The sequence below is a fragment of the Staphylococcus pettenkoferi genome, assembly GCF_002902685.1.
Lineage (GTDB): Bacteria > Bacillota > Bacilli > Staphylococcales > Staphylococcaceae > Staphylococcus > Staphylococcus pettenkoferi.
The window spans coordinates 1-21,339 of sequence record NZ_PPRN01000004.1; the positions used below are offsets into that span (position 1 = coordinate 1).

At 40.5% G+C, this 21,339-nt stretch carries 19 protein-coding genes; 17 read left to right on the forward strand and 2 right to left on the reverse strand.

Features of this window, described 5'->3' with window-relative positions; genetic code table 11:
- Positions 1-339 precede the first annotated feature (339 nt).
- From CD126_RS00950 to CD126_RS01010, 13 genes are all read left to right on the forward strand, one after another.
- Entirely contained in the window at positions 340-870 is a 531-nt protein-coding gene (locus CD126_RS00950) for a GNAT family N-acetyltransferase (RefSeq protein ID WP_049407864.1), read from the forward strand.
- 163 nt (positions 871-1,033) lie between these two features.
- On the forward strand, positions 1,034-1,735 hold the full coding sequence (locus CD126_RS00955; protein WP_049407862.1) for a sirohydrochlorin chelatase: 702 nt from the start codon (positions 1,034-1,036) through the stop codon (positions 1,733-1,735).
- Between the two features lie 84 nt (positions 1,736-1,819).
- On the forward strand, positions 1,820-4,222 hold the full coding sequence (gene nirB, locus CD126_RS00960) for a nitrite reductase large subunit NirB (protein ID WP_103369894.1): 2,403 nt from the start codon (positions 1,820-1,822) through the stop codon (positions 4,220-4,222).
- A 1-nt stretch (position 4,223) separates the two neighbouring features.
- Positions 4,224-4,538, forward strand: coding sequence for a nitrite reductase small subunit NirD (gene nirD, locus CD126_RS00965; RefSeq protein ID WP_049407858.1), 315 nt, complete (start codon positions 4,224-4,226; stop codon positions 4,536-4,538).
- Positions 4,529-5,422: a uroporphyrinogen-III C-methyltransferase gene (gene cobA / locus CD126_RS00970; protein ID WP_103369895.1), complete on the forward strand. Its 894-nt coding sequence runs from the start codon at positions 4,529-4,531 to the stop codon at positions 5,420-5,422. Before nirD ends, cobA begins: the two co-directional genes overlap by 10 nt.
- A 300-nt stretch (positions 5,423-5,722) precedes the next feature.
- A complete protein-coding gene (locus CD126_RS00975; protein ID WP_103369896.1) occupies positions 5,723-9,406 on the forward strand; it encodes a nitrate reductase subunit alpha in 3,684 nt (1,227 codons plus the stop codon).
- Complete coding sequence (narH, locus tag CD126_RS00980) at positions 9,396-10,964, forward strand: nitrate reductase subunit beta (RefSeq protein WP_002471444.1); 1,569 nt, start codon at positions 9,396-9,398, stop codon at positions 10,962-10,964. The genes CD126_RS00975 and narH overlap by 11 nt, the downstream gene beginning before the upstream one ends.
- Positions 10,957-11,523 (forward strand): nitrate reductase molybdenum cofactor assembly chaperone, encoded by a 567-nt coding sequence (gene narJ / locus CD126_RS00985; RefSeq protein WP_049407851.1) that lies wholly within the window; start codon positions 10,957-10,959, stop codon positions 11,521-11,523. The genes narH and narJ overlap by 8 nt, the downstream gene beginning before the upstream one ends.
- Position 11,524: 1 nt before the next feature.
- Complete coding sequence (gene narI, locus CD126_RS00990) at positions 11,525-12,202, forward strand: respiratory nitrate reductase subunit gamma (RefSeq protein WP_049407849.1); 678 nt, start codon at positions 11,525-11,527, stop codon at positions 12,200-12,202.
- Positions 12,203-12,216: 14 nt separating this feature from the next.
- A complete protein-coding gene (gene nreA, locus CD126_RS00995) occupies positions 12,217-12,669 on the forward strand; it encodes a nitrate respiration regulation accessory nitrate sensor NreA (RefSeq protein ID WP_103369897.1) in 453 nt (150 codons plus the stop codon).
- 8 nt (positions 12,670-12,677) lie between these two features.
- On the forward strand, positions 12,678-13,712 hold the full coding sequence (locus CD126_RS01000; RefSeq protein ID WP_049407896.1) for a sensor histidine kinase: 1,035 nt from the start codon (positions 12,678-12,680) through the stop codon (positions 13,710-13,712).
- Positions 13,713-13,736: 24 nt separating this feature from the next.
- Positions 13,737-14,390, forward strand: coding sequence for a nitrate respiration regulation response regulator NreC (gene nreC, locus CD126_RS01005; protein ID WP_049407846.1), 654 nt, complete (start codon positions 13,737-13,739; stop codon positions 14,388-14,390).
- Between the two features lie 407 nt (positions 14,391-14,797).
- The gene (locus CD126_RS01010; RefSeq protein ID WP_103369898.1) at positions 14,798-15,967 is read left to right on the forward strand and encodes a nitrate/nitrite transporter; all 1,170 of its coding nucleotides are present in this window, start codon (positions 14,798-14,800) and stop codon (positions 15,965-15,967) included.
- A 162-nt stretch (positions 15,968-16,129) separates the two neighbouring features.
- Here CD126_RS01010 and CD126_RS01015 read toward each other — a convergent pair whose 3' ends face one another.
- Both CD126_RS01015 and CD126_RS01020 read right to left on the reverse strand, forming a co-directional pair.
- Positions 16,130-16,552, reverse strand: a complete 423-nt coding sequence (locus CD126_RS01015; RefSeq protein ID WP_002470977.1) for an Hsp20/alpha crystallin family protein — start codon at positions 16,550-16,552, stop codon at positions 16,130-16,132.
- A 112-nt stretch (positions 16,553-16,664) separates the two neighbouring features.
- A complete protein-coding gene (locus tag CD126_RS01020; protein WP_049407844.1) occupies positions 16,665-17,030 on the reverse strand; it encodes an Hsp20/alpha crystallin family protein in 366 nt (121 codons plus the stop codon).
- Positions 17,031-17,385: 355 nt separating this feature from the next.
- Here CD126_RS01020 and CD126_RS01025 point away from each other — a divergent pair, with 355 nt between their 5' ends.
- The 4 genes from CD126_RS01025 (at position 17,386) to CD126_RS01040 (ending at position 21,274) form a co-directional block, all read left to right on the forward strand.
- Positions 17,386-18,015 (forward strand): nitroreductase family protein, encoded by a 630-nt coding sequence (locus CD126_RS01025; protein WP_103369899.1) that lies wholly within the window; start codon positions 17,386-17,388, stop codon positions 18,013-18,015.
- A 154-nt stretch (positions 18,016-18,169) separates the two neighbouring features.
- Entirely contained in the window at positions 18,170-18,520 is a 351-nt protein-coding gene (locus CD126_RS01030) for a DUF3139 domain-containing protein (RefSeq protein WP_002470972.1), read from the forward strand.
- 296 nt (positions 18,521-18,816) lie between these two features.
- Positions 18,817-19,713, forward strand: a complete 897-nt coding sequence (locus CD126_RS01035; protein WP_082143051.1) for an EamA family transporter — start codon at positions 18,817-18,819, stop codon at positions 19,711-19,713.
- A gap of 280 nt (positions 19,714-19,993) precedes the next feature.
- Entirely contained in the window at positions 19,994-21,274 is a 1,281-nt protein-coding gene (locus tag CD126_RS01040) for a dicarboxylate/amino acid:cation symporter (protein WP_049409831.1), read from the forward strand.
- Positions 21,275-21,339: the final 65 nt, after the last annotated feature.

The window sequence follows — 21,339 nt, forward strand, 5'->3', positions numbered from 1 at the left end:
GATTTAACACTCTTATGAATCCTAGCTCTCTTTGCGGGGGGGGGGGGAGTACTACGAAATCATAGATTTCTGTCCAAGCAAGAATTTTTATTAAGTTGGATATATGTTTATTATAAGTGTTCGATTTATAAGTGACACTTGCGCAGTAGAGACCTAGGGTTCATAAGGGCTAACACTCTTATGAATCCTAGTTTTCTTTGCGGGGGTAGGATGACGAAATTTCCAATTTCTATCCTGCTCCCCCAATCAAATGCGTTGACTCACAGCATCTGAAATCATAAAGTAGCGTTAAGTTCTATCAACAGACTCACACAAATATGACGAGGAAGAGGTGGCACGATGTCAAACTTAAACATCAGAGTCGCGACGGAAGAAGACGTGAAAGAGCTCTACCACATCATGCACGAAGCTTTCACACCCCTGCGCGAACTCGGAATTGACTGGCCGTCTGTAAACGCAGACGAAGAAATGGTACGCAATAATATGAAGACAACAACGATGTTTGTCTTAGAAGACGAGGAACGAATCATCTCCACAATCTCAGTCCGCTATCCTTGGGAAGATCGCCCGAGCGTAGCAACGTATCCTTTCGTCTGGTGGTTCGCGACAAGACCAGAGTTTGAAGGTCGTGGCTTAGGTAGCAAACTGTTGAAGTACGTTGAAGAAACATTTCTACGTGACACGCTCAAGGTACCAGCAGTTGTACTGGGTACGTCAGGTCGTTTGCATCCATGGTTGCTAGATATCTATAAACGTCGAGGCTATCAAGTCTTTAAAGAACATGAGAATGATGATGGTGACCTAGGGATACTCATGTATAAAGAACTCATTCCTGAGGCCTTTGATAGTCAATACTTAAAGAGACCTTAAATCACGTGAGGAATCCTCTCTGAGTACAAGATAACGGGGTGAAAGTGAGCTTTTCTCATCTATCTTGTATAAGGGGATTCCCTATATTTTTACTTGTATGTGAAAAATATCACAAATTCAATTAATTCTATTCTATAATGAAAATGAAGGGAGTGGTCATGGTATGACGATGAACATCATTGTCGTTCATGGCATGCGAAAAGGTACTTTGAATCAAGAGTTACATCAGTTTATCAACACGATGCTTGAAGATGAAACCTATCAGTATGAAGTTGTTTTTCTAGAAAGTGAAACACGCAATCCGTATCGTGTTATTGAGCAGTTGATTCAAAGTGGAGAACGCGATTTCAGAATAATTCCATTTATGATCTTCTCAGGTGCACATTTTTTAGATGATATGCCGGCGATTGTTCAACATTTTACACAACAATATGATGACGTCTCATTTACGATTTGTGAACCACTCGGACATCACCCGTTAATGGTTGATATCGTGAAAGACAAAGCGATGGACGCATTAGCGCATACGGATTACGATGCAGTGATACTCTATGTGCATGGTAGTACGAAATATCGTAAACCTGAAGAAGAATTACGTGCGTTCCGCGAGCAATTGACACTCCCAGTACCAATTCATGTACTCACGTTGTACGGCTCCATCTCCTATAAAGATTATTTAGAAGAAGTTGTTGAAGGGCAGAAGCGTGTGCTCTTTCTACCAATCTTCTTCTATGATGGCTACCTCGTGAACATGACGAAGAAGAGAATTAAACAGATGAATTTAGATTGTCAAATTGATTTCACGACGAGTATTAACTTTGACCAACGTTTAAAAGAGATAATCAACGATCGAATCGACGACTAAGTCTTATACGATTTGTAGCAACAGTACAAAGGTCATCAACTCTCGTGACACACTCTAAGTTCGTCATTGTGTGGGGGTTCTACAATGAAAGAGAAGTTAGTAATCATTGGTAATGGTATGGCAGGTATTCGTACAGTAGAAGAAATATTGAGTAGAGATGATACACGATATGAAATTACGGTAATAGGTAAGGAACCTTATCCAAACTACAACCGTATCATGTTGTCCAACATTCTTCAGAAGAAGATGACAGTTGAAGATACAATCATGAATCCATACGAATGGTATGGCGATCACCAGATTCGCATTTTAACTAATGATCCAGTGGTGGAATTAAATCGTCAAGAGAAGGTCATCACGACAGAGCAAGGTATCAAAGTCGACTATGACACATGTATCTTTGCTACAGGTTCGAAAGCCTTTGTCTTACCTATCCCAGGCTCAGACTTACCGAACGTCATCGGCTGGCGTACGATTGAAGATACAGAGCGCATGATTGAGATTGCGCAGCATAATAAGAAAGCGGTTGTCATCGGCGGAGGATTGCTCGGTTTAGAATGTGCGAGAGGACTCATGGACCAAGGTATGGAAGTGACAGTGGTTCATCTCGCTGAATGGCTGATGGAAATGCAGCTTGACCGTAAAGGCGGCGAATTGCTTAAAGCGGATTTAGAAGCACAAGGGATGCACTTCGAACTTCAAGCAAGTACGCAGGAAATTCTTGGTGAAGACAACGTGGAAGGCATTCGCTTAGCTGACGGCAGAGAGATTGAAACGAATCTTGTCGTCATGGCTGTCGGTATTCGTCCGTACACTGAAATTGCGAAAGCGAGCGGTTTAGATGTCAATAGAGGTATCGTTGTTGATGACTTTATGCAAACGAGTGATTCAGCTATATATGCAGTAGGTGAATGTGCTGAACATCGTGGCACAGTTTACGGGTTAGTCGCACCACTTTATGAGCAAGGTAAAGTTCTAGCGGACGTGCTCACAGGTCGTCAAACGTCAGGTTATCACGGCTCTACGACTTTTACCTCTTTAAAAGTCTCAGGGTGCGATCTCTACAGTGCAGGTGTGATTAAAGAATCACCAACGATTCATGGCGTGGAAGTCTTTGATAGTATCCATAACACGTATAAAAAGATCTTCCTAGAAGAGGATCAAGTGGTCGGTGCCGTGCTCTATGGGGATACTGATGATGGAAGTCGCTTATTCAGCATGATGCGTAAGCACGATTCTATCGAAGGTTATACACTCACATCGTTACTGCAAAAACCAGGTGAGACGGCTGAAACGAGCATCGCTGACATGCCAGATGATGAAATTATTTGTGGATGTAACGGTGTTGCTAAAGGAACAATCGTCGATGCGATTAAGCAGAAAGGACTTACTCAAGTAAGTGAAGTAACGAAAGCGACCAAAGCGGGTAACTCTTGTGGTAAATGTAAAGGTCAAATCGCTCAAATTCTCGAGTATACTTTAGGAGATAAATATCAAGGTTCCGCACCAACAGGTATTTGTGCATGTACGGATTTAACGCGTAACCAAATCGTGACGCAAATTCGTGCGAAAGGCTTGAAGACATCTAAAGAAGTGCGTCATGTACTTAACTTTAAAGACAAGCATGGTTGTCCGAAATGCCGTCCAGCATTGAACTATTACTTAAATATGGTTTATCCGCATGAACATCAAGATGAACAGGAATCACGTTTCGCTAACGAACGTTATCACGCGAACATTCAGAACGATGGTACGTTCTCAGTTATTCCGCAAATGCGAGGTGGCGTGACTGATGCAGATCAGCTCATTCGTTTAGGTGAAGTGGCGAAACAATTCGACGTGCCGCTCGTGAAGGTGACGGGCTCACAACGTATCGGCTTATATGGCTTGAAGAAAGAGGAGCTGCCACGTGTGTGGGAAGCACTCGGTATGCGTTCAGCCTCTGCTTATGGTAAGAAGACCCGTTCAGTTAAAAGTTGTGTCGGTAAAGAGTTCTGTCGCTTCGGCACACAATATACAACACGTCTCGGCATTCGTTTAGAGAAGACTTTCGAATATATCGATACGCCACATAAGTTTAAAATGGGTGTATCAGGTTGTCCAAGAAGTTGTGTAGAATCTGGTGTGAAAGACTTTGGTGTCATCGGTGTCGAAAATGGTTTCCAAATTTATATCGGTGGTAACGGTGGTACTGAAGTAGCCAAAGGTCAACATCTCACAACAGTGGAAACAGAAGACGAAGTCATCCGTCTCTGTGGTGCAGTGATGCAATATTATCGTGAAACAGGAATTTATGCAGAACGTACGGCACCGTGGTTGAATCGTTTAGGTTTAGACCATGTGAAAGAAGTCGTGTTAGATCCTGAGAAACAACAAGAGCTATTCGAACGTATTATGGAAGCGAAAGAAGCGGTAGCGCAAGAACCTTGGTCAGATATTGTGGCTGACGAACGTAAACAGAAGATATTTGAAGTGGAGCGTGTTTAAGATGAGTACAAAGACCCCAATTAAAGTAGCAGAACTATCTGAATTGACACCTTTAATCGGCAAGAAAGTCATCGTTGGAGATCAAGAGATAGGATTATTTTTAACTGAATCTGGAGAAATTCATGCGATTAACAATATTTGTCCTCACAAACAAGGACCACTGTCAGAAGGTACAGTCAGCGGGGAGTATGTCTATTGCCCTTTACATGATCAGAAGATTGATTTAAACACAGGCGAAGTCCAAGAACCTGATACTGGATGTGTGTCAGTTTACGAGGTGATTGTAGATAATGGAGAGGTCTATATATGTCTGTAGCACCTAAAGTGTATCTCGTGGGTGCTGGACCGGGTGACCCAAACTTATTAACACGTCGAGCAGAGCACTTGTTATATAAAGCCGACGTAGTGCTTTATGATCGTCTAGTTAATCCATTTATCTTGCAGTTGACGCGTCCTGATGCGCAGCTAATCAATGTAGGCAAGATTCCCTATCATCCTACGACGAAGCAAGAAGAAATTAATCAACAACTGATTACCAGTGCTGAGAAGCATGGATGTGTAGTGAGGTTGAAAGGTGGCGATCCTGCGATCTTTGGACGGCTCCAAGAAGAGGTTGAAGCACTTGAACAAGAGAACATCGATTACGAGGTGGTACCAGGAGTTACGAGTGCGAGTGCTGCAGTCGCTACCTTGAGTATCGGTCTGACGTCTCGTCGCTTGTCGAACAGCGTGACGTACTGTACTGGTCAAGCAGTCATCGACACACCCGAGCGCTTCGTGTCAATGATGCAGCAAGGCACTTTAGCGATTTATATGGGTATTAAAAGGATTGGACAAATCATGTCGACCATTCAACAAGAGACTGACGTAGATTATCCCGTGAATGTTATTTTTCAAGCATCGTATGAACGTGAACAGGTCATTAAAGGTCACGTCTCAACGATTGCATCACAAGTAGAGGACAGTGACGTTGATGGCCCAGGTCTCATTCTTATAGGCCCCGTGTTAGATCTAGAGAAGATGTTTAACACGAAGGTCTCAACACCTGAACTACTTCAAGGCGATCGAACAGCTAACATCGCTCGCGCATTTGAAATTTATGAGGAAGGTCGCACTGCATTTTTAGACATTGACCCTCATTGTGATTATCATCCGTCGCAACTCGCGTTGATTCAGCATATCAAAGAAACATTATTGTAATTCATATTTATAAAATGAGAGACACTCTAGCAATTGGAAGACACTCCATTTGTTGGAGTGTTTTTTCAATTTTTAATACCGCTACAAAGCGCATTGCTACAAGGGGTAAGGGAGTTCTATGAGGCAAATAGGCAAATCCCTAATATGAGGGTCTTGTGAAAAAATGTACAATAAATTAACAAGTTATTAAAACATATCATTACTTTTTAATAGATAAGAGTGAAAGGCGTACGGAACGTAAAGGCTATGGAGAGGCGATTCACTCAGAGAAACAGGGCATGTTTGAGAGGATGTTATGAAATGAAGAAATTTAAAACGAACTTTTTCAAACCAACAGAAAAGTTCAACGGCAACTGGTCCGTATTAGAACACAAGAGTAGAGAGTGGGAGAAGATGTATCGTGAGCGTTGGAGTCACGATAAAGTTGTACGTACAACACACGGTGTAAACTGTACTGGCTCCTGTTCATGGAAAGTATTTGTTAAGAACGGCGTGATTACGTGGGAGAACCAACAGACTGACTACCCAAGCTGTGGTCCCGATATGCCTGAGTTTGAACCACGCGGCTGTCCACGTGGTGCGTCATTCTCATGGTACGAATATAGCCCATTACGTATTCGTTACCCATATATCCGTGGCAAATTGTGGGAATTGTGGGTTGAAGCGTTGAAAGAACACGATAATAACACGGTCGCTGCATGGGCGTCTATCGTTGAAGATGATGAGAAAGCACGTACTTACAAACAAGCGAGAGGTAAAGGTGGACTCATCCGTACGAATTGGAAAGACGTCTCTAAACTCATCGCAGCACAAATTATTTATACGATTAAGAAATTTGGTCCAGACCGTATCGCCGGATTCACACCAATTCCAGCTATGTCAATGTTGAGTTATGCTTCCGGAGCGCGTTTCGTCAGCTTACTTGGTGGGGAAATGTTGAGTTTCTACGACTGGTATGCCGATTTACCACCAGCTTCACCACAAATTTGGGGTGAACAAACTGACGTGCCGGAATCTAGTGACTGGTACAATGCTTCTTACATCGTGATGTGGGGTTCTAACGTACCGTTAACTCGTACACCAGATGCGCACTTTATGACAGAGGTGCGTTACAGAGGTACAAAAGTAGTATCAGTCGCACCTGACTATGCGGAAAATGTTAAGTTCGCTGACAACTGGTTGGCACCACATCCAGGTACAGACGCTGCCGTTGCGCAAGCGATGACACACGTCATTTTACAAGAATTCTACGAAGATCAACCTTCAGAACACTTCATCAACTATGCAAAACAATACACAGATATGCCATTCGTCATTATGCTCGACGAAGATGAACAAGGACTCAAAGCAGGCCGTTTCTTACGTGTTAATGACCTCGGCCAAGAGACTGCAAATAGTGAGTGGAAGCCAGTCGTATTCGACGCTTTAACTCAACAACTCGTTGTTCCAAACGGTACGATGGGTCAACGTTGGGAAGAAGGTAAGAAATGGAATCTGAAGTTAGAGACTGAAGATGGTACTAAGATTGATCCGGCACTGTCTATTACTGATAGTGATTACGAATTACAAACAATCAACTTCCCATACTTCGACAACGAAGGAAACGGTGTATTCCAACGTCCTATTCCAACGCATAAAGTCACATTAGCAGACGGTTCAACACGTTACGTGACTACGATTTACGATCTCATGGCGAGTCAATACGGTATTAAACGATTTGATCATGAACTTGAAGCGAAAGGCTATGACGATGCATCATCTCATTACACACCAGCATGGCAAGAGCAAATCACAGGTGTGAAAGCAGATGTCGTAGCACAAGTAGGTCGTGAATTTGCACAGAACGCGATCGATACGAAAGGGCGTTCAATGATTATCATGGGTGCCGGTATCAACCACTGGTTCAACTCAGATACGATCTATCGTGCAGTATTGAATCTCGTCTTACTTTGCGGATGCCAAGGCGTTAACGGCGGTGGTTGGGCGCACTACGTAGGTCAAGAGAAATGTCGTCCAATTGAAGGTTGGAATACGGTAGCCTTTGCGAAAGACTGGCAAGGTCCACCACGCTTACAGAATGGTACAAGCTGGTTCTACTTTGCGACAGACCAGTGGAAATACGAAGAGTCTTTCGTAGATAAGTTGAAATCGCCACTAGCGAAAGATGTTAAACACAAACATCCAGCTGATTACAACGTCACTGCAGCGAAATTAGGATGGTTGCCATCTTATCCTCAATTTAATAAAAATAGTCTATTATTCGGAGAAGAAGCGCGTGACGAAGGTCAATTCAATAATGAAACGATTATTAGTAAAGCAGTTGAAGCAGTTAAAAATAAAGACATTCAGTTTGCGGTTGAAGATCCAGATGCGAAAGAGAACCATCCTAAGACACTCTTCCTTTGGCGCTCTAACTTAATCTCTAGTTCAGCTAAAGGTCAAGAATACTTTATGAAACACTTGTTAGGTACTCGCTCAGGATTGCTTGCAGAACCGAATGAAAGAGAGAAACCAGAAGAAATCAAATGGCGTGAAGATACAGAAGGTAAGCTCGACTTACTCGTATCACTTGATTTCCGTATGACAGCAACACCACTTTATTCCGATATCATCTTACCAGCAGCGACTTGGTACGAAAAACATGACTTGTCTTCTACAGACATGCATCCATTCGTTCACCCATTCAACCCAGCGATTGATCCATTATGGGAATCTCGTTCAGACTGGGATATCTTCAGAACGTTAAGTAAAGCGGTCTCTGAAACAGCAGAACAACATCTTACAGGTGTTTATAAAGACGTTGTAACATCACCGCTTGCTCACGATTCGAAACAAGAGATTTCTAACGTGAATGGTGAAGTGAAAGATTGGAGTAAAGGTGAGATTGAAGCGGTACCAGGTCAAACGATGCCAAGCTTCACAGTAGTCGATCGTGATTACACTCAAATTTACAATAAGTTCGTTACAGTAGGACCCCTTTTAGAGAAAAACAAAGTAGGTGCACACGGTGTCAGCTTCCCAGTCAAAGAACAATACGAAGAGCTCAAGAGTCTGATCGGTGTATGGTCTGACGATAGTAATGACACTGTGAAATACGGACGACCACGTATGGATACAGCGAGACGTGCTGCGGATGTAGTATTGAACATTTCATCAGCAACAAATGGTAAGTTATCACAGAAATCATACGAAGATCTTGAAGAACAAACAGGCATGCAGCTCAAAGATATTTCAAGTGAACGTGCAGCAGAGAAGATCACGTTCTTAAACATTACATCTCAACCACGTGAGGTTATTCCTACAGCTGTGTTCCCTGGCTCTAATAAGAATGGTCAACGTTACTCACCATTTACAACGAACGTGGAAAGACTCGTACCATTCAGAACATTAACAGGCCGTCAAAGTTATTACATTGACCATGAAGTGTTCCAACAATTTGGCGAAAGCTTGCCAGTGTATAAACCAACGTTGCCACCAATGGTCTTCGGTACGAAAGACAAACATGTTGAGGCAGACAAAGATACACTCGTCTTACGTTATCTCACACCACACGGTAAATGGAATATCCACTCAACTTATCAAGACAACCAACACATGTTGACGTTGTTTAGAGGTGGACCAACAGTGTGGCTTGCTCGAGAAGATGCCGAAGCACATGATATTCAAGATAACGAATGGTTAGAGATTTATAACCGAAACGGTGTCGTTACTGCGCGTGCAGTCGTATCTCACCGTATGCCAAGAGGGACAATGTTTATGTATCACGCACAAGATAAACATATTCAAACACCGGGCTCACAAATTACAGATACACGCGGCGGTTCACACAACGCGCCAACACGTATACATTTGAAACCGACCCAACTCGTCGGGGGTTACGCACAAATTAGTTATCACTTTAACTATTATGGCCCTATAGGAAACCAAAGAGACGTCTATGTTGCCGTTCGTAAGTTGAAGGAGGTTGATTGGCTTGAAGATTAAAGCTCAAGTCGCAATGGTATTAAATTTAGATAAATGTATTGGGTGTCACACATGTAGTGTCACTTGTAAGAGTACGTGGACCAATCGACCAGGTGCTGAATATATGTGGTTTAACAACGTCGAAACGAAACCCGGCGTAGGTTATCCGAAACGATGGGAAGATCAATCCGTTTATAAAGGCGGTTGGTATTTAAACAAGAAAGGTAAGCTTGAACTACGCTCAGGTAATAAATGGGCAAAGATCGCATTAGGTAAGATCTTCTACAACCCTGATATGCCGATCATTCAAGATTATTATGAACCATGGACTTATAACTATGGTCACCTCACTACAGCTAAAGAAGGTCAACACCTCCCAGTAGCGACTGCGCATTCAGTGATCACAGGTAACAAACTTGATCTCGTATGGGGACCTAACTGGGAAGATGACTTAGCTGGTGGACACATCACAGGTCCAGAAGACCCTAACATTCAACGTATTGAAGAAGATATCAAATTCAAATTCGACCAAACGTTTATGATGTATTTACCTCGTCTCTGTGAACACTGCTTGAACCCGAGCTGTGTAGCTTCTTGTCCATCAGGTGCGATGTATAAAAGGGACGAAGACGGTATCGTGCTCGTCGACCAAGACGCATGTCGTGGATGGCGTTACTGCATGACAGGTTGTCCGTACAAAAAGGTTTATTTTAACTGGAAAACAAATAAGGCGGAAAAATGTACGTTCTGTTTCCCACGTATAGAGAACGGTATTCCAACCGTATGTTCTGAAACATGTACAGGTCGTATGCGTTACTTAGGCGTACTTCTATACGATGCTGACCGTGTGGAAGAAATGGCGTCAGTTAAGGATGAAAAAGAACTTTATGAGAAACAACTTGAATTGTTCCTTAACCCATATGACGAAGATGTGATTGAGCAAGCACAAGCAGATGGTGTGAACATGGAATGGATTGAAGCGGCTCAGAATTCACCAATCTATAAATTAGCGATTGAGTATAAGATTGCGTTCCCACTTCATCCAGAATATCGTACGATGCCAATGGTTTGGTACTGCCCACCATTAAGTCCAATCATGAGTTACTTCGAAGGGCAACGTGCGCAAGAAGCGAAACGCAACCCAGATATGATCTTCCCAGCGATTGAAGAGATGCGTTTACCAATTCAATATTTAGCGAGCCTCTTTACAGCTGGCGATACTGAACCCGTGAAGAAAGCATTGCAGAAGATGGCGATGATGCGTAGTCATATGCGTGCGAAAGCGACAAACAAACCTGTAGATTTAGATCGTCTTGATCGCGTAGGTTTAAGCGAAATTCAAGTTGAACAAATGTATCGTCTGTTAGCGATCGCGAAATATGAAGATCGTTTCGTCATCCCAACTTCACATAAAGAAGCTTACATGGATACGTATAGAGCGCAAGGTAGTCAAGGCTACGGTGGCGAATACTTTGGCTCAAACTGTGAAGGCTGTGGTGTACCAGTAGCTACCGATCCTACGAAGACTGGACAAGAAATCTATAACGAGAACTTCTATGGAGGGATCTTCCGTGATTAACATCCCTAACTTTGTATGCTATCAAGAGACGATAGGTTATTTAGCTAAGCAATTAGAATTTCCCGAGAAACTGACATTGCATCCGAAGACGTTTAAAGATGTAGTCGATGAAGATAACTTAGCTTATCCTGACTTAGTGAAGTTTCGTGAAGAGGTACATCAGCTCACATTGCTCGAGTTTAAACAACTTTACTCAGATACCTTTGATTTTAATAAAAAAGCGCCATTGTACATGACGTATAACAAATTCGATACGCAAAAGGAACGCGGTCAAATGTTGGCGAAGTTAAAGGTTCTATATGAAATGTTTGGGTTGCAGATGGAAGCGAACGAACTCTCTGACTACTTACCGCTTATGTTAGAGTTTCTCTATCTTGCAAGCTGGAACGAAGATGAACGTGCATTAGGCAATATTGAATTTGTCATCATGGTCATTGAAGATGGTTCCTACGCAATGTTGCAGCAACTCAGATCTGAAGACAATCCATATCAATATGTAGTACAAGCATTGAGAGAGGTCTTGAAATCTTGTCTACAACCAACGACAGAGGTGGTTTAAGATGCTCAACCAACTTATTTGGGTCATCCTCCCTTATCTATGCATGGCAATCTTCGTGATTGGCCATGCCGCTAGATTTAAATATGACCAATATTCATGGACAGCGAAATCGAGTGAATTTATCGAGAAGAAACAACTGAAATGGGGAAGTTTACTCTTCCACTTGGGTGTTATACCAGTGGCTGGTGGTCACTTTGTCGGACTTGTTATCCCAGCATCGTGGCTATCAGGCATCGGTATAAATAATCATATCTATCACATTGGTGCTGTCTATATCGGTAGTATTTTTGGTATAATGACATTAATTGGAATGCTCATGTTGACATTTCGTCGTGTCACACGTACAAACGTGCGCAAGTTAAGCACTGCATCAGATATTATCGTTAACTTTATGCTCTTATGTATTGTAATATTAGGGTGTTATGCTACACTCGTAACCAATGCGACAACACCAGATTTTGATTATCGTCAAACGATCGCGATTTGGTTTAGAGGACTCTTTACTTTAACACCTGATGCAAGCTTGATGACGACAGTCCCATTAGCTTTTAAAATGCATATTATTCTAGCCTTTCTCATCTTTGCTTTCTGGCCATTTACACGACTTGTACACGTTTGGAGTGTACCGATTACGTATGTGAGCCGAAGCTATATTATTTATCGTAAACATAAAGTCTGAACGGAGGAGCGCGTTTGAAATCTACATTAAATCGTCAACCATTTAATTATCAAGCAGCGTTAGAACATATCAGAACTGAATATCAATTTGATTTCGCGAGTATAGCGATGTATGAAAGTGATCAATATCATTCACCCATCAAATGGCAATACGTAGATGGCAATCTCAATGATCGCTATAAACTTATCGTCTTGCGTAAAGGGAATGGTCTTGCAGGCAATGTGATGAAGACGGGGAAACGTCAAGTTATCGAAGACGTGGATCAAGTTTTGTCTATGAATGAGAGATTGAAGTATCCCATTATCTTAAGTGAAGCTTTAACGGCGACACTCGCCATTCCACTTTGGTCTGGACACAACGTGAAAGGTGTCCTACTCTTGGGGCAACGCGACCACAAGCCTATTCCTGTTCATGCGGATCAGATAGATATTAGCGGGAAACTTGAGGAATTTACTGAAGGAATATAGGTGATATGATGTTGGGGGAAGAGCAATTGACTAAGCAGAATTTGTTACAGGACTATTATCAACACACAAGTGAGAAGATTATATTTATAGATAAATATGGCAAAGTAATTGATATGAATCCAGCAGCAAAAGAGGTTACTTCACCTGATAACAACTATAGTCAAATCACACAAACACTTTGCAATCATTGTAGTACCTATACAGAAGATTATGATTTGCATACTTGTGAACAATGTTTTCTGAAAGAAGAGGACATTGAAGATGCGACATTCCAAGTCTATCTCAGAACAACAGAAGATCAATTTGAACCCTTTACAGCAAGTTATGAAATGATTGATGAGGAGAAAGAGATTAGCGCGTTCACGTTACAGAACGTCTCACAAGAAATCGTACGCAAAGAGAAAGTCTACCAACGTACGATGATGAAGAAGACGATTGCAGCTCAAGAGAATGAGCGTAAGCGTATTTCTCGTGAACTACATGATAGTGTGGTTCAAGAAATGCTTAATGTCGATGTTGAATTGCGTTTGTTGAAATATCAGCAATCGATGGAAGAATTAACGTCTAGTGCTGAACGGATTGAAGGATTGATGTCACAACTCATCGATGATATCCGTCATCTTTCAGTTGAACTTCGTCCTTCTTCACTCGATGATTTAGGCTTAGATGCAGCATTTAAGACGTATTTTAAACAGGCAGAAGCCAATTACGGTGTCTATATTGACTACGAGACGAATCTGAATGCGAAACGTTATAACAATACTATCGAGACTGTCGTGTATCGCGTTGTGCAAGAAGCGGTATTTAACGCGATTAAATATGCAGATGTTTCCAAGATTAATGTGACGTTACATGAAGTAGGTCAGAAGCTGATTGCTGAAGTGGTTGACCATGGTAAAGGGTTTGATAAAAGCCATCAACCTCAAGGCACAGGACTTGGGCTTTACGGGATGAATGAACGAGCAGAGTTAATCGATGCAGAAGTAATGATTGACACACAACTTGGTAGAGGTACCATCGTGACACTTGAAGTTCCAATCTAATGCAATATAAAGGGAGTAGTTAATGTGAAGATAGTAATAGCGGATGATCACGCTGTCGTACGCACAGGCTTCTCTATGATCCTCAATTATCAAGATGATATGGAAGTCGTAGCTACTGCTGCAGACGGGGTGGAAGCGTATCAGAAAGTGATGACACATAAACCAGATGTCTTGATTATGGACTTAAGTATGCCACCTGGTGAATCAGGACTTATCGCAACGAGTAAGATTAGTGAAAGCTTTCCTGACACTAAGATCTTGATATTAACGATGTATGACGACGAAGAATATTTATTTCACGTGTTACGCAATGGCGCAAAGGGTTACATCTTGAAAAATGCGCCAGATGATCAACTCATCTTAGCTGTGCGCACCGTTTATAACGGTGAGACATATATTGATATGAAGATGACGACGTCGTTGGTCAACGAATTCGTCAATAACTCTAAGAATGACGATGCACCGACGAACGATCCGTTTAAGATTCTTTCTAAAAGAGAACTAGAAGTGTTACCGTTAGTTGCGAAAGGTTATGGCAATAAGGAGATTGCTGAGAAACTGTTCGTATCTGTAAAGACGGTAGAAGTGCATAAGACACATATTATGCAGAAACTCAATTTAAAAACGAAACCAGAATTAGTAGAGTATGCCATTAAGAAGAAACTTGTGAGCTTTTAGGCAGCTCATTGTTAATTCCTCTCAACTAACTGAAGTTGATGTTATTTGAGAGGAATTTTTTAGTGTAGAGGAAATGTGCAATAGTAGTGATAGTTCGATTGTATCCTTAGTGGCGATTGAAGCATGCTTGAATCGATGTGAATCAGCATTTCAAAGTTCGCATCTTTGTTTTCAACGGGTGAATATTACCTTATTCAACACGAGTTGCACCTGACATTTAACCACAGTGAGTAGTATAGGGACTTTCCTTAATGTATTAAGGGAGAGTCCCTATGTTCATTTTTTCACAAAGTTACTAAACTAGAAGTGAAATCGGTACTTTGGTTAAGAAATATAGAAATGACCTCCTATTCACATACTCAAAGTACTGATTCGTTATTAATTATGTTAAATGCAGGTGAATAATGATGAACAAACAAAATGGGAATTTCCAGTTAGGCTTACAGACTTTAAGCTTAATCGTTGGATTTATGGTGTGGAGTATTATCTCTCCAATTATGCCGTTTATTTCTAAAGATGTTGCGATTACAGGTAGTCAGTTGTCGATTGTTATCGCAATTCCAGTCATTCTCGGTTCGATCTTGCGCGTACCCTTTGGCTATTTAACAAATAAAGTAGGTGCGAAATGGATCTTCTTTATTAGCTTTATTATCCTACTCTTCCCAATCTTCTTCTTGAGCCAAGCACAAAGTGTAGGAATGCTGATGACATCTGGTTTCTTCCTAGGTATAGCAGGTGCGACGTTCTCAGTAGGTGTAACATCTATTCCTAAATATTTCCCTAAGGAACGAGTGGGACTTGCGAATGGTATTTACGGAATGGGTAATATCGGTACGGCGATTTCATCTTTCTTAGCACCACCAATTGCAGGTGTAATAGGATGGCAATCTACAGTTCGACTTTATCTCATCCTACTTGCACTCTTTGCGATTCTCATGTTCTTCTTTGGTGACTCACAAGAACGTAAAGTACATGTACCTTTAATGGAACAGACACGTAAATTAATGGGTGACTTAAGATTATATTATTTAAGTTTCTGGTATTTTATTACTTTCGGATCATTCGTTGCATTTGGTGTCTTCCTTCCGAACTATCTCGTATCACACTTCCATATCGAAAGTGTGGATGCAGGGATTCGCTCAGGTATCTTTATCGCTTTAGCTACATTACTCCGTCCATTAGGTGGAATTCTAGGGGATAAACTCAATGCAGTACATATGTTAATCATCGACTTTGTGTGTATCACGATTGGTGGTATTATTCTTGGACTATCCAATAATATCTTGATGTTCACAGTCGGTTGTCTACTCATCAGTGTGTGTGCCGGTATTGGTAACGGTTTAGTCTTTAAACTCGTGCCGCATTACTTTAGTAAAGAAGCAGGTACTGCGAACGGTATCGTATCAATGATGGGTGGTCTCGGTGGTTTCTTCCCACCACTTGTGATCTCTCTCGTAGTATCTGTGACAGGTAGTTCACACTTTGCATTTATCTTGTTAGCAATCTTCGCAATTATCGCTCTCGTGACGATGTTACATTTGAGTAAAAGGGAACGAACTCCCGTCCGCGTACAATAAGATTATTTAAAGTTTATTGAACATGAAAAAGCCACACCAGTCGCTGTTTTGGTGTGGCTTCGTATTATTATTTCTATTATTAATTCGACGGACAGACGTTCATGATGAACAAGGAATCACTATCAGGAGGGGGAGGATTAACTTATATACGTCTGTTTCTGATTAGTCAATTTGAATGTTAGAATTAGAGTTATCTTCTTTAGAACGTTTAGGGAGTGTCACGTTCAACATACCATTGTCATAAGATGCTTTGATGGCATCTTCTTGAATATTGTTGAAGGAGAATTGACGTTTCACATCTCTAACGCTGCGTTCGCGATGAATTACGCGACCATTGTCGTCTTCTTCATTATTTTCTTCTGTTTGTTTACCTTCGATTGTAAGCACGTTGTTTTCAAAGTTTAAACTAATATTTTCTTTCTTCATACCTGGAAGTTCTGCTTCTACTACGTAACTGTCGTCTAATTCCTTGATGTCTGTAGTAATACCACCTGCGCTAGGGAACTGATCAAAGAATTGACGTCCTACATCTTTAAATAAATCACTTGGTTCCATATTGAAAAATGGTTTCATTTCAAAGCCCATAATTATCTCTCCTTTAAATATTTAATTAGGTCAGTTTTGAGGAAATTTGAATATCTATTATTTCAATGTTTCTAACTCATTTTTTGCTTTCTCAATTTCGATTTCCTTCAAATTAATCTATCGTAATTTTGGTTTTAGTTTGTTGTTTTGGTAAAGTCACTTTCAATAAGCCATTAGTATATTGTGCTTTAATTGCTTTACTATCAATATTTTTAAAGATAAATTGACGATTCATATCTGTGATATGACGTTCTTTCACGTGATAATGTGCGTCGTCATTACTGTCATCCTCTTGAGATGCAATAATTGTTAGTACGTTATCTTCGTAATCAATATCTATATCTTCTTTATTAATACCTGGTAATTCAGCTGTAACGATATAATTGTCTTCTGTTTCGTGAACATCAGATTTAATTGTTCTAGGGAATAAACCTTGAATGAAATCTGTTGGTAAATGACGTCTTCTAGTTTGTTCCATGAGTGATCATCACCTCTCCTTTAACGTTACAACTATATTGTATATCAAAGGTCAAAGAAAGTCAACATCAAAATTTAACTTTTTTTGACTAATAGACAAGAAGTGCATAACGGCAGGGCTTTAACTAACTTTTACCATTTAGAAAAGTGTTTGACCTTTGACCTGAAAGACTGAGGTAAGTGTTAAGAATAGTGGAATGCGTAATGTCCTACAGAAGTATAGCCAACACCTTTCACTGTGGTAAATATGTGATGAAACCGTGCAATAGTCCGTAGTCATATCTATTGAATAATGTCATTTAAGGCAGTAGAGTAATCATGTATTTTTTAAAATAGGAAAGAAAGTAGGTAAGAAGATGACTCAAAGCAATAACTTTGATCAAATATTGAAAGGGAGAAAGTCCATTAAAGTCTTTGACGAGAATTACAAGATCCCACGTGAAGAAATGGATGAAATTATAGAGAAAGCAACACTTGCGCCGTCGTCAGTCAATATGCAACCGTGGCGTATGGTGGTAGTTGATACACCTGAAGGTAAAGAAAAGTTGCGCCCGTTGATGAGTATGAACACGCGTCAGAATGATACGTCTTCAGCGATGATCGTCATCTTTGGTGACCTCCATAACTATGAGCATGCAGAACATATTTACGGTAGCCAAGTCGAACGTGGATTTATGACTGAAGAGATTAAGACTCAGTTTCTTGACTGGGTCGTACCTTATTATAAAGGATTAACGACTGAACAAATGACGTCAATTGTTAACATCGATAGCAGTTTGATGGCGATGCAGTTGATGCTCGTTGCGAAGGCACATGGTTATGATACAAATCCGATTGGTGGTTTCGATAGAGCGAACATGGCTGCTTGCTTTGATATGGATCCTGAGCGTTATATTCCTGTAATGGTTCTCGCCATAGGTAAAAAGGCGCAAGAAGGCCACAGTTCTTATCGTATGCCAGTCGAATCTGTACGTCAGTATTTCTAAGTGGAGTGAGAAACGACTATTTTGTTACAAAGTAAAGTCTTATCTTTCATTCTAACCGTGAATCCGTCATAATGGATAGTGAATATAATGGAAAGATATGCGCTAATCAAATGATGTAAGTAACGATGATTGATTACGCTAAAGGAGTTCTAGAATGAAGACATTTATTAAAATACTTGGCCTATTAGTCTTATCGCTCGTCTTAGCGATTGTGCTCTTCTTTGGTTTACGTACGTATCAAGGTCACAAGAACCTTGAACTTGTCGATAAATATTTGACGCAACATCACTTAAAGGACAAAGTGACATCGGAGAAGACACTTTATAGTGCTAAGAAAGGGCTCTATTATAAAGAAGTGAAATTTAAAGACGATCCTGGCAAGACGTATGTCATTCAACCTGTAGCCACTTACAAAGGTATAGTAGTTCAAGGTTTCGATACGGAAACGAAGAAGACAGATAAACATGCGAAACACCACAAATTTGATCCTGACTATAAACCTTGATGTAATGTAGAAGAAATAGCGCAAATGGGTTGTTGCTATTGGACGAATAATAAGAGAAGACTACTCAGCGCTCTGATGAATTGAGAAGAGGTTTCTTGGTTCATCGGAGCGTATTTTTGTGTGCGTAAAATGAGTGGGGGAGTAAACGATGGCGTGACGCCATTTATTTCGATGCTTCATTCGGCAATTTTAAGTTACAAAACAACATTTCTATATTCACATTATTCTATTGTATTGCTAAGAATTAAGATGTTAAATTAGTATTAATACAATGAATAAGAAGGGTGGCGACTATCTTGAAACAACAACGCTTATTAGGATTTGTCTTAGTCATTACAGGCGCGATACTTTGGGGTGTCGGTGGCGTAATGTCACAATATCTCTTTCAAAAAGCCCATATTTCAGTCAATTGGCTAGTGGCAGTTCGTTTACTAATTTCAGGTGTACTATTAATAATGATTTCTGCACTCACGAACGGTAAACGGACTTTTACTTTATGGTGCTCGAAGCACTCCGTTTTTCAAGTCATTGTCTACGGTATCCTCGGTATGCTAGCCGTACAATACACTTTTATGGCATCAATCAATTATGGTAATGCGACAGTCGCAACGTTGCTACAATATTTGGGGCCTGTCGTTATCATCCTTTATCTCGTCTTACGTAAAGTCATTCCACTTCAATTTAAAGAAATTATGGCAGTGGTCCTTGCACTTGTTGGTTCTTTCCTATTATTAACGAATGGCTCAATTTCTGAATTATCCGTGCCATTACCAGCTATTTTCTGGGGTCTTGGATCAGCTTTCGCCCTTGCATTCTACACGCTTTATCCCGCCAAATTATTAGCACAGTGGGGCTCTGTTAATATTGTAGGATGGGCGATGTTGATCGGTGGTATCGCACTCTCAATCTTCTACCCACCATGGGATGTCGATACGGCAGGATGGACGCTGTTTATTTATGTTCTATTATTCTGTGCTATTATCTTTGGTACGATGTTCGCGTTCTGGTTCTTTATTGCTAGTTTGCAGTATCTTTACCCACAAGAATCCAGTTTATTAGGTACGATAGAACCATTAACTGCATTAGTAGTGTCGGTGATTTGGTTAGGCGATAGCTTCGGTCCTTGGCAATTATTAGGTGTAGGGATGATTATCTTTATGGTCGTCTTTTTATCTATTTTTAAAAGTAAATAATGTAACTCAAATATAGAAATAAGCGATTATAGTTCAAATTAGATTCATGAATAAAAGCTATCTCTATCATCGAAAATATGAATATGTTGACATAATTAGGATTGTAGACGATGAAAGTATTGCGGATTCGAATATCGACAATGTTACTCAAATATTCACTTTAAGTGTAATAATTATGTATATAGTTTAAATAGTAAACAAAGAATGATAACTTTTATATGCTAAAATGAGGTTCTTTGGTATAATAAAGGAGGTTGTTAAAAAAGGGGGAAGAACCTACATGAAAATATTGAAAAAAGTCAGTTTACCAATGCAAGTCACAATAGCCCTCGTATTAGGTGTGATCGTGGGACTGTTACTCTATGGTCATACTGAACTCGTCAACTACATAAAACCATTTGGCGATATCTTCTTAAATCTAATTAAGATGATCGTGATACCTGTCGTGTTCTGTTCTTTAGCACTTTCCATCTCGAACATCGGTGAGTCAAAGAAAGTCGGACGCTACGGTGCAAAGACGATTATCTACTTTGAAATTATCACTACAGTTGCAATAGCTTTAGGTATTATCTTTGCGAACATCTTTAAACCGGGTGTGGGACTCGACAAAGATAAACTCCCTAAAGGTGACATCTCTACATACGAAACAAATGCGAAACATGCAGAGCAAGCTTCTTCCTATGGTCATCACTTTATCGATACCATCGTGAACATTGTTCCTAAGAACCTATTCGAAGCTTTAACATCTGGAGAACTGCTACCGATTATCTTTTTCGCGGTATTCTTCGGTTTAGCCTTATCTGCTATCGGTAACAAAGCTGAACCTGTTAAAAGTTTCCTTAACGGAACATTAGAAGCGGTCTTCTGGATGATTAACAAGATCTTGAAATTAGCGCCAATCGGTGTATTCGCTTTTATTTGTACGACAATTATGACATTCGGAGCGTCAGCACTTTTACCACTATTGAAACTACTCTTAGTTGTAGTCGGTTCAATGATCTTCTTTGTCGTCGTCGTACTCGGCTTTGTCGCATGGTTGTGCGGCGTTAATATCTTCTCTATCATGAAGATCTTGAAAAATGAATTATTGCTCGCATTCTCAACATCAAGTTCAGAATCTGTATTGCCGATCTTGATGCAAAAGATGGAACGTTTCGGTTCACCGAAAGAAATTACATCATTCGTTATTCCTATCGGCTATACGTTTAACTTAGACGGCTCAGCATTATATCAATCCATTGCAGCAATCTTTGTAGCTCAAATGTATGGCATGCACATGGGTATCGGAGAACAAATCATGTTGATTCTCACACTCATGGTTGCATCTAAAGGTATGGCAGGGGTGCCAGGTGTATCCATCGTGGTACTCATCACAACGTTCTCAGCAATGCATATTCCAGCCACAGGTTTAGCACTCATCATCGGTATCGACCGTATCCTCGATATGGTACGTACATGTGTTAACGTGATGGGTAACTCACTATCAACAATCGTTATCGCTAAATCAGAAGGCGTGTTTGATAAACAAAAAATGAAAGATTATTTAAATTCTTATTCATAAACTTTAATACAGTAGATATTAAATTACTCCCTCAAGCCTATGATGGTTGGGGGAGTTTTCTATAT

What these genes read in the sequence shown, in the direction of transcription:
- CD126_RS01000 (WP_049407896.1), top strand. Translation starts at nt 12,678, where the DNA reads ATGTTGGGGGAAGAGCAATTGACTAAGCAGAATTTGTTACAGGACTAT.
- CD126_RS00950 (WP_049407864.1), top strand. Translation starts at nt 340, where the DNA reads ATGTCAAACTTAAACATCAGAGTCGCGACGGAAGAAGACGTGAAAGAG.
- CD126_RS01010 (WP_103369898.1), top strand. Translation starts at nt 14,798, where the DNA reads ATGAACAAACAAAATGGGAATTTCCAGTTAGGCTTACAGACTTTAAGC.
- CD126_RS01025 (WP_103369899.1), top strand. Translation starts at nt 17,386, where the DNA reads ATGACTCAAAGCAATAACTTTGATCAAATATTGAAAGGGAGAAAGTCC.
- CD126_RS01015 (WP_002470977.1), bottom strand. Translation starts at nt 16,552, where the DNA reads ATGGGCTTTGAAATGAAACCATTTTTCAATATGGAACCAAGTGATTTA.
- nirB (WP_103369894.1), top strand. Translation starts at nt 1,820, where the DNA reads ATGAAAGAGAAGTTAGTAATCATTGGTAATGGTATGGCAGGTATTCGT.
- CD126_RS01020 (WP_049407844.1), bottom strand. Translation starts at nt 17,030, where the DNA reads ATGGAACAAACTAGAAGACGTCATTTACCAACAGATTTCATTCAAGGT.
- cobA (WP_103369895.1), top strand. Translation starts at nt 4,529, where the DNA reads ATGTCTGTAGCACCTAAAGTGTATCTCGTGGGTGCTGGACCGGGTGAC.
- narI (WP_049407849.1), top strand. Translation starts at nt 11,525, where the DNA reads ATGCTCAACCAACTTATTTGGGTCATCCTCCCTTATCTATGCATGGCA.
- nirD (WP_049407858.1), top strand. Translation starts at nt 4,224, where the DNA reads ATGAGTACAAAGACCCCAATTAAAGTAGCAGAACTATCTGAATTGACA.
- CD126_RS01030 (WP_002470972.1), top strand. Translation starts at nt 18,170, where the DNA reads ATGAAGACATTTATTAAAATACTTGGCCTATTAGTCTTATCGCTCGTC.
- CD126_RS01040 (WP_049409831.1), top strand. Translation starts at nt 19,994, where the DNA reads ATGAAAATATTGAAAAAAGTCAGTTTACCAATGCAAGTCACAATAGCC.
- CD126_RS00975 (WP_103369896.1), top strand. Translation starts at nt 5,723, where the DNA reads ATGAAGAAATTTAAAACGAACTTTTTCAAACCAACAGAAAAGTTCAAC.
- CD126_RS00955 (WP_049407862.1), top strand. Translation starts at nt 1,034, where the DNA reads ATGACGATGAACATCATTGTCGTTCATGGCATGCGAAAAGGTACTTTG.